Annotated in this window: 5 protein-coding genes and 1 pseudogene; all 6 read left to right on the forward strand. The window is 67.2% G+C overall.

The genetic code is table 11. The annotated features are described in order from the left end of the window. A partial coding sequence (locus I55_RS13610) for a sulfatase-like hydrolase/transferase (RefSeq protein WP_044561128.1) occupies positions 1-1,603 on the forward strand: 1,603 nt, incomplete at its 5' end. 270 nt (positions 1,604-1,873) lie between these two features. Further along, on the forward strand, positions 1,874-3,337 hold the full coding sequence (locus I55_RS13615; protein WP_044561125.1) for a mannose-1-phosphate guanylyltransferase/mannose-6-phosphate isomerase: 1,464 nt from the start codon (positions 1,874-1,876) through the stop codon (positions 3,335-3,337). 139 nt (positions 3,338-3,476) lie between these two features. Next, positions 3,477-4,880: an outer membrane beta-barrel protein gene (locus I55_RS13620; protein ID WP_159107190.1), complete on the forward strand. Its 1,404-nt coding sequence runs from the start codon at positions 3,477-3,479 to the stop codon at positions 4,878-4,880. Between the two features lie 193 nt (positions 4,881-5,073). Next, positions 5,074-5,775 carry a polysaccharide biosynthesis/export family protein gene (locus I55_RS13625; RefSeq protein WP_049974097.1) on the forward strand — a complete coding sequence of 234 codons (702 nt, stop codon included), beginning with the start codon at positions 5,074-5,076 and terminating at the stop codon, positions 5,773-5,775. Continuing rightward, on the forward strand, positions 5,775-8,063 hold the full coding sequence (locus I55_RS13630) for a polysaccharide biosynthesis tyrosine autokinase (protein ID WP_044561127.1): 2,289 nt from the start codon (positions 5,775-5,777) through the stop codon (positions 8,061-8,063). The genes I55_RS13625 and I55_RS13630 overlap by 1 nt, the downstream gene beginning before the upstream one ends. Positions 8,064-8,140: 77 nt before the next feature. Further along, positions 8,141-8,660 (forward strand): annotated as a pseudogene (locus I55_RS13635) (glycosyltransferase); the annotation flags it as partial.

Genomic DNA, 8,660 nt, shown 5'->3' on the forward strand with positions numbered 1-8,660 from the left:
CCGGCTACAGCACCCATACTTCGGCAAATGGCATGTGAGCAACCCGCCGGACCACAGCCTGCAGGCCTATGGCTTCGACGATTGGGAGGAGTCCTATCCCGAGCCGCACGGCGCCTCACCCAACAATCTGGGCACCTACCGCGACATCGGCTTCGCCGATTCCGTATGCAATTTCCTGCGCCGCAAGGCGCTGGGCCTGGACTATGACCGCGCCGCCGCCATCAAGAGCGAGAAGGCACCCAACCAGCCGGCGCCGGACGCGTCAAACGCCCGCCCCTGGTTCGCCGTCGCCTCCTTCGCCAACCCGCACGACATCGCGACATATCCGGCGGTGATCTCCCAGGCCCTGCCGTCCGACGGCCAAACCCGAACTGGCACCCAGTCGCCCTTCGGCCCCCTGACGGTGCCCCAGCAGGGCGACCGCACGCCCCCGCCCACGGGCGGCACCTTCCAGGTCGCCCTGAACCCTCTGGGCTTTCCGCAGGACTGCGCCCACAACCCGCCCACCCTGGCGGAGGATCTGTCGACGAAGCCGTCCTGCCAACACGACTACGCGTATAAGATGGGTTTGGCCCTGTCGGCCAAGATTGGCTACAATTTCGCAGGCGTCGCGCCGACGGACAAGCTGGACGCGGCCCTGGCCACCACGCTGAAAAGTTGCATCCCCTTCCAGCTGACGTCCGATCCCGCCACTTCGGCACAGGATTTCATCCAGCTCTATGCGTATCTGCATTCCCTGGTCGACACGCAAATCGACCGGGTGCTGCGCACGCTGGAGGAGTCCGGCCTGGCGGAAAACACCATCGTCGTCTTCCTCGCCGACCATGGCGAGTATGCCGGCGCCCACGGCATGATGATCGAGAAGTGGCACACCGCCTATCAGGAGGCGCTGCACGTCCCCGTGGTGGTGCAGTTCCCGCCCTCCACCCATGTTCACGGCGGCTTGCGGCAGTTGGACCAGGTGACCAGCCACATCGACATCCTGCCCACCATTCTGGGCCTGGCCAAGGTGGATCAGGCGGAGGTCGCCAGCCGGCTGGCCGCCACGCGCGGGCCTTTCCCCCCCTTGCCGGGCGCCAACCTGGCCCCCCTGATCCACGGCAGGACGGAGGTGGTGATGGAACCGGACGGCACGCCCCGCCAGGGGGTGTTGTTCATCACGGACGACGAAATCACGGAACCCCTGCCCCCCATTGGCGATCCGCACGAAACGGCGTCCTACGGCCAATTCGCCATCTACGACGCCACGGTCGCCGCCGTGCGCCATGGCTGGCATGGCAAAGGCCCCGTTCCCGACCTGGCTCCAGGTCCGGTTCGTCAGCCCAACCATGTCCGCTGTGTGCGCACCGCCGATTTCAAGCTGGCGCGCTATTGCGACCCCCAAGAACGCGTCCCGCAGGAATGGGAAATGTACGATCTGCGGAATGATCCCAACGAGACCACAAATCTGGTCCAGGTGCGTGTCTCGCCGCCAACGGCCCGCCATGATCTGCCGGCGTGGGCCCCTCACGGCGCGGTGCAGGCGGAGGCGGACCGCCTGGCTGCCTTGCTGGCGCGGCTGGAGGCACGGGATCTCACTCCCTTCGCCGCGGACGCGACCTGACGCCCCAGCACATCTTCCCCCAGAACATCGCCGATACCGTGCAGCGCCGCCCCTCACCGGGCGGCGCTTTCGTTTGCGCGCCTCGCCGCCGCACCCGTCCAAGAGCGGGGGGGCCGACGGCCCACCCTTTTGGGGCGCGGACCTGGGCGCCCGGGTCGCCCCCCTGACCACCCCCCAACAAGCGGCCACGGCTTGGTCACTGGCCCCCACCGGGCCCGACCCGTAGCGTCACCGTCAAATGTTCCCACCCTGAAGCGGAGCGGTCATAAAATGCATGACGTGACGGAGCGCGTGTCCACCCGGGCCCTGCGGACCACGCAAATCCATCCGGTTCTCCTGTCCGGCGGCGCCGGCACCCGGCTGTGGCCCCTTTCCCGCGCCATCCACCCGAAGCAGTTCCTGGCGCTGACGTCGGATCGGACCCTGTTGCAGGAAACGGCCGCGCGCAGCCTGGGCGATGCCGGCTTCGCCGACCCCATCGTCATCTGCAACGAGGAACACCGGTTCATGATCCACGAGCAGTTGCACGGGATCGGGATCGAACCGCAGACCATCATCCTGGAAAGTGCCGCGCGCAACACGGCACCGGCCATCGCCGCCGTAGCCCTGTGGCTGCTGGACCGCGATCCGGACGCCCTGATGCTGGCCCAGCCGTGCGACCACCTGATCGGCGCGTTGCCGGATTTCTACCTGGCGGTGGCGCGCGGCGTGCCGGCGGCGCAGGCCGGACACCTGGTCACCTTCGGCGTGGTGCCCGACAAGCCGGAGACGGGCTATGGCTACATCCGTACCGGTGCCCCGCTGGCGGGCGTGGACGGCGTCCGCGCCGTGGAGCATTTCGCCGAGAAGCCCAACCTGGCGACGGCGGAAACCTACCTGGCCAGCGGCAACTATCTGTGGAACAGCGGCATCTTCCTGATGTCCGCGCGCCAGTACATCGCGGAGCTGGAGCGCCTGCAGCCCGACATGGTCACCGCCGTGCGCGAGGCCATTTCCGCCGGCAAGGAGGACAATGGCTTCTTCCGCTTGGACGAGGCCTGCTTCACCGCCGCCGCGTCCCTGTCCATCGACCACGCGGTGATGGAGCATACCGACAAGGCCGCCGTCATCCCGGTGGAGATGGCATGGTGCGACGTCGGTTCCTGGCGGTCCCTCTGGGACGTCAGCCACAAGGACGACGAAGGGAACGTGGAGCAGGGCGACGTCATCCTGCAGGACGTGAAGAACAGCTACGTCCATTCAGACGGCCGGCTGGTGGCCGCCATCGGGGTGGAGGATCTGGTCATCGTCGCCACCGACGACGCCGTGCTGGTGGCCGACGCCGCCCACGCCAAGAACGTGGGCAAGGTGGTGGAGCAACTGCGCCGCCGCAACCGGTCGGAAGAAACCCATCACACCACGGTCTACCGGCCGTGGGGATATTACCGCGCCGTGGATATCGGCTACCGCTTCCAGGTGAAGCGCATCATGGTGAAGCCGGGTGCGCGCCTCAGCCTGCAAAAGCACCACCACCGGGCGGAACATTGGATCGTCGTCCAGGGTACCGCGCTGGTGCAGCGGGATGGCGAGAACCGCCTGGTGCGGGAGAACGAGTCCGTTCACATCCCCATCGGCATGGAGCACCGCCTGGAGAACCCCGGCAAACTGCCCCTGCATCTGATTGAAGTGCAATCTGGCGCGTATCTGGGCGAAGACGACATCGTGCGTCTGTCAGACACCTACGGCCGCGCGTGAGCGCGGCCCCATTCCCGGGGACCAACCCGGGAGAGGGAGCCATATTGACGCGGAAGCGGGCGGGGAACGGGGGGCAACCCGTTTTTAAACCAAGACGCGGACCCGCATGGGCAACGCGTCGAGCCCGAGGTCAAATCCAATGCCTGCAAAGACCGCCCGATCACCCCGGGCCCCAATCCGTGACGGGGTGGCGCCGCTCCGCGTCACCTATACGCGCCCGCTGGCGCGGCTATACCCCACCCTGGACCCCACCCTGTACCCCACCCTGGAACCCGCATTGGCCAACCCCCTGCGGCGGCGCCTGCTGGCGGCCGTGGCCGGCCTGGCGCTGACCGGCGGCCTGGTCCTGCCGGCCAATGCCCAGACGGACACCTCGCCGGATGACACGGTGGCCACCCGCCAGCACCCCGACTATGACCCTGCCGGCATCCGCATGGGCGGCTTCATCCTCTACCCCAGCATCACGCTGGACGAGGTCTATGACAGCAACATCTATGCGACGCAGGGCAACGACACCAGTGACCTGATCACGGTGCTGCAGCCGAAGCTGGAGCTCAAATCCAACTGGAACGTCCATCAGCTGAACCTGCACGCCAGCGGCGACATCAACTGGTACGCCCGGAACAGCCGCGAAAATTACGCCAACTACGACATTGGCGGCGACGGTCGCGTGGAGATTTACCACGACGCCTGGATTGCGGGTGGTGCCGACTACAGCCTGTGGCACCTGCCCCGCACCTCGCCCAACAACATCGTCGGCCAGGCCGATCCCACCGAATACAACCAGACCTCGGCCAACCTGGTCGGGCACAAGGAATTCGGCAACCTGTTCGTGGAGCTGGGCGACAGCTACAACCGCTACGACTTCGCCAACGCCCAGACCTTCGACGGACGCACCATCCTGTGGGAACGCCAGAACCACGATGAGAATGAGATCAGCGTCCGCACCGGCTATTCGATCGAGGGCCTGTACGAGCTGTACGTGAAGGGCGCCTATAACACGCGCAATTACGACTTCACCTCGGACATGAGCGGCTTCAACCGCAATTCCACCGGCTACACGGCCGTGGTGGGCGGCAAATACAACCTGACCGGCATCACCTCGCTGGATCTGTTCGCCGGCTACCGGTCGCAGGACTATGACGACGCGCGCCTGGGCACCTTCTCCGGCCCCACCGGCGGCGCCAAGGTCACCTGGAACGTCACCACCCTGACCACCGTGACCGGCGAGATCACCCGCGACATCAACGAGACCATCGTCGTGGGCGCCGCCGGCTATTTCGGGACCAGGGAAACGCTGGCCGTGGATCATGAGTTGCTGCGCAACGTGCAGCTCCACCTGCAGCTAAGCCATGAGGCTGACGACTTCCAAAATATAGACCGAACAGACGATGTCTATGGCGTCGGCCTGGGCGCGAAATACATGATGAGCCAAATGACAGCGCTCAACGTCCGTTACAACTACCAAATCCGGTCGTCTAATCGGACCGGAATCGGCTATGCCGACCACAACATCCTGGTTGGCCTAACCCTTCACATGTAAGGGAATACTGGCTGTATCCATCGCGATCACAGCCCTGGTGGGGGCGGCCCTCGTTTGATCACAACCGCCGCCCCCCACGTTTGATAAAACTATCGTGTGAGCCCCATCAAAACGGGCCGCCACCAGACAACCCCGACACGAGCCCCGGACGCCGCGCGGCCGGGATGCCTCCGATCAAGCAGAAGGTGCCGGAATGCTGCCTTCCCGCCTCCCCCGTAAATCTCCGTCCCGACTGGCCGTGCTGGCGGTCGTGGCCGGGACCATCGCGCTTCCTTTCGCGTCCCTTCCCCTGACCGCCCACGCCCAGGGCAACGGCCAGCCGCCGGCACCCAACGCCGCCGTGGGCCCCGTCGCCAACAACGAGGTCGCGAACAACGAGACCGGGGCCAAGTCCGGTGCCGTCCCCGGTGCCGGCATGGGCGGCGTCGCCGCCGCCGACTATCAGCTGGGCCCGGGCGACCGGGTGCGCATCACCGTGTTCGGCCAGCAGGACCTGTCGGGCGAATACGCCGTCGACGGCAGCGGCACCCTGTCCTTTCCCCTGGTGGGCCAAGTGCATGCCGGCTCGATGACCGCCGCCCAGCTGGGCAAGTCGCTGGAGAGCGGCCTGTCGCCCAATTACATCAAGAACCCGCACGTCAGCGTGGAGGTTCTGAGCTACCGGCCCTTCTACATCCTGGGCGAGGTCAAGACCCCGGGCAGCTACGCCTACGTCTCCGGCATGACGGTGCTGAACGCCGTGGCGTTGGCCGGCGGCTTCACCTACCGGGCGCGCGACGACGACTTCCGTCTGCAGCGCACCGCCAAGGACGGTTCCAAAACCCAGGTCGACGCCGAACCGACGACACCGGTCCAGCCCGGTGACGTCATCACTGTCCGGGAGCGCTATTTCTGATGACCTTGCCAGAGCAGCCCCGCGCCCTGGGTGGTGGCCCCATCCTCCCCCGGCGCCTCACCGCCGCGCCGCCGGCGCCCCGCCCGGTGTACATGCCCCCGCCCCAACAGCAGCGGGACGTGCTGGACACCTACCGCAAGATCTGGGCCCACCGCCGTCTGGTGCTGGCCTGCACTGTCGGCGCCGCCCTGTTGGCCGGCATCGTCGGCTACAGCATGCCGTCGCGCTACACGTCGGAGGCGCGGGTGCTGGTGGGTGTGCCCCAGCCGGCCCTGGACGGCATCGGCCCCACCATCGCGTCCATGAGCTTCAATGCCGAACGGGTGCAGAGCGAGGGCCTGGTGGCCCAATCGCGGGAGCTGGCCAAGAAGGTCATCGATCGGCTGCACCTGAACGACGATCCGGAGTTCAACCCCGACGCCAAGACGGCGCCGCCGCAGGCCCCCCTTTGGGCCCGGATGCTGCCGGCGGGCGTGGCCGACTGGCTGACCAAGCCCAAGGCGGCGGAGCCACTGAGCCCGACGGAACAGGCCCGCCAGACGGCCATGATCGAGAACCGCACGGTGGACATCCTGCTGTCCAAGCTGGACATCGCCACCGTCGGCCGATCCGACGTGCTGAAGATCCAGGCGACCACCCGCGATCCGGAGACCGCCTCCCTGGTGGCCAACACCGTGGCCGACGCCTATCTGGCGGAACAGCGCGACGTGAAGGTCGGCACCGCCAGCCGGGTGGAAGAGTATATGGAGAGCCGGATCGCCGACCTGCGCAAGCAGGTCGACGACAGCGAGCGCGCCATAGAGGACTACCGCAAGCAGTACGGCCTATATGATCAGCAGAACGGCACCGGCATCATGGGCCAGCGCCTGACGGAGCTGAACACCCAGCTGATCGCCGCCCAGTCGGCCAAGGCCGACGCCGACGCCCACCTGGGCGACGCCCAGGCCCTGATGCGCCAGGGCGTCACCGGCGACAGCGTGCCGGAAGTGCTGAACAACCCGCTGATCCAGTCGCTGAAGTCGCAGCAGGCCCAGGCGGAACAGCGCCTGGCGCAGCTGTCGGCCACCTACGGCGACAAGCATCCGCAGGTGACCGACGCCAAGGCCCAGATCGCCGACGCGCAGCGCAAGATCCGGGCTGAAATGCAGGGCATCATCACCGGCCTGCAGAACGTGGCCCGCACGGCCAACGCCCGCTACCAGGCCGTGCTGCGCGACTTCAACGAGGCCAAGGGCTCCCTGGGCGCCGACAACCAGAACGCCATCCGCCTGGAGGCGATGGAACGCGACGCCGCCGTCAACCGGCACCTGCTGGAAACCATGCTGACGGAGGAGAAGCGCCTGATCGGCCGCCAGCAGCTGGAGGCGCCGGACGCCCGCGTCATCTCCAAGGCGACGCCGCCCGTGGCCGCCAGCTATCCGCCCAAGGCCCTGATCCTGCTGCTGGGCACGCTGGTGGGCGCCGTGGCCGGCATGCTGATCGCCCTGCTGATGGAAGAGGCGGACCAGACCTTCCGCCAGGGCAGCCAGATCGAGGCCGCGACGGGCATTCCGGTGGTGGCCCTGGTGCCGGAGGTGAAGGGCAAGTCGCCCACCGCCCAGGTGCTGCGCGAACCGGTGTCGCCCTTCGCCGAAACCCTGCGCAAGATCCACATCGCGCTGGAGTTGTCGGAGCTGGAGTACAGCCCCCGCACGGTGCTGCTGTCCTCCGCCGCCCCCGGCGAAGGCAAGAGCGTCATCATCGCGGCGCTGGGCCGGCTGCTGGCCAGCCACGGCCGGCGTATCCTGATCGTCGACTGCGACTGGCGCTCCCCCTCCCAGCACAAGCTGTTCAACGTGTCGAACAAGCACGGCCTGGCCTCGCTGCTGACCGATGACAGCGTGGTGCTGGACGATTGCATCCACCACGACACCCTGTCGGGGCTGGAACTGATCACCGCCGGCCACTGGACGTCGAAGGACACCCGCATGCTGACATCCGACCGGATGCGGGTCCTGCTGCAGACCTTCGCCAAGAACTACGACCTGGTGCTGATCGACACGGCGCCGGTGCTGGTGGGGGCCGAGGTGCTGGCCATGGCGCGGATGGTCGACAAGGTGCTGTTCACCGTGCGCTGGGACCACACCCGCCGCAACGCCGCCCTGCAGGCCCTGCGCCAACTGGTGGAGGTGCAGTGCGACCTGGCCGGCGTGATCATGTCCCGGGTCGACCCGCGCCGCTATCGCCAGTACGGCTACGGGCCGCTGAACTATGACTACGCCCGTCCCCTGGCCGATCACTTCGGTTGAGGCCATCCGGCCGAGTTGAGGAACGCCCCATGGAGCGAGAGGCCCTACGTGACTTGCCGCCGCAGGGGGTGAAGGGGATGGATCTTCCTCCTTCCTCCGTCCCCTCCCCCCAGGCGGCCCTTTTGACCCGCGCCTACCCGCCGGAACTCATCGGCTCCGCCCCGCAATGCGCCGACTTGGCGGAGTGGCTGACCCGGCTGGGATGCGAAACCACGGTGTTCACCGGCCTGCCCTACTATCCGGGCAACGAGGTCTTCACCCAGTACAAGGACTTCAGGGGCGGTCATGAGATCCTGAACGGCGTGCGGGTGGAACGCGTCCGCACCATGATCCCGCGCAAAGGATCGGCCAAGGCCCGCATCATGGCCGAGGCCAGCTTCCTGCTGGCGGGGTTGTGGGCGCGGGCCTCGGGCCGGCTGAAGCCCAAGCCCCTGGTCATCAGCCTCTGTCCATCCATCCTCACCGTGGCGCTGGGCTGCCTGGTCCGGCAGCGCGACGGCCGCCACGTGGCCATCATCCATGACATCCAGTCCGGCATGGCCAAGGGGCTGAACATGGTGTCCAGCGGCGGCCTGGTGAAGGCCATGCGCTGGTGTG

It is taken from the genome of Azospirillum sp. B4 (assembly GCF_000333275.1).
Taxonomy (GTDB): Bacteria; Pseudomonadota; Alphaproteobacteria; order Azospirillales; family Azospirillaceae; genus Nitrospirillum.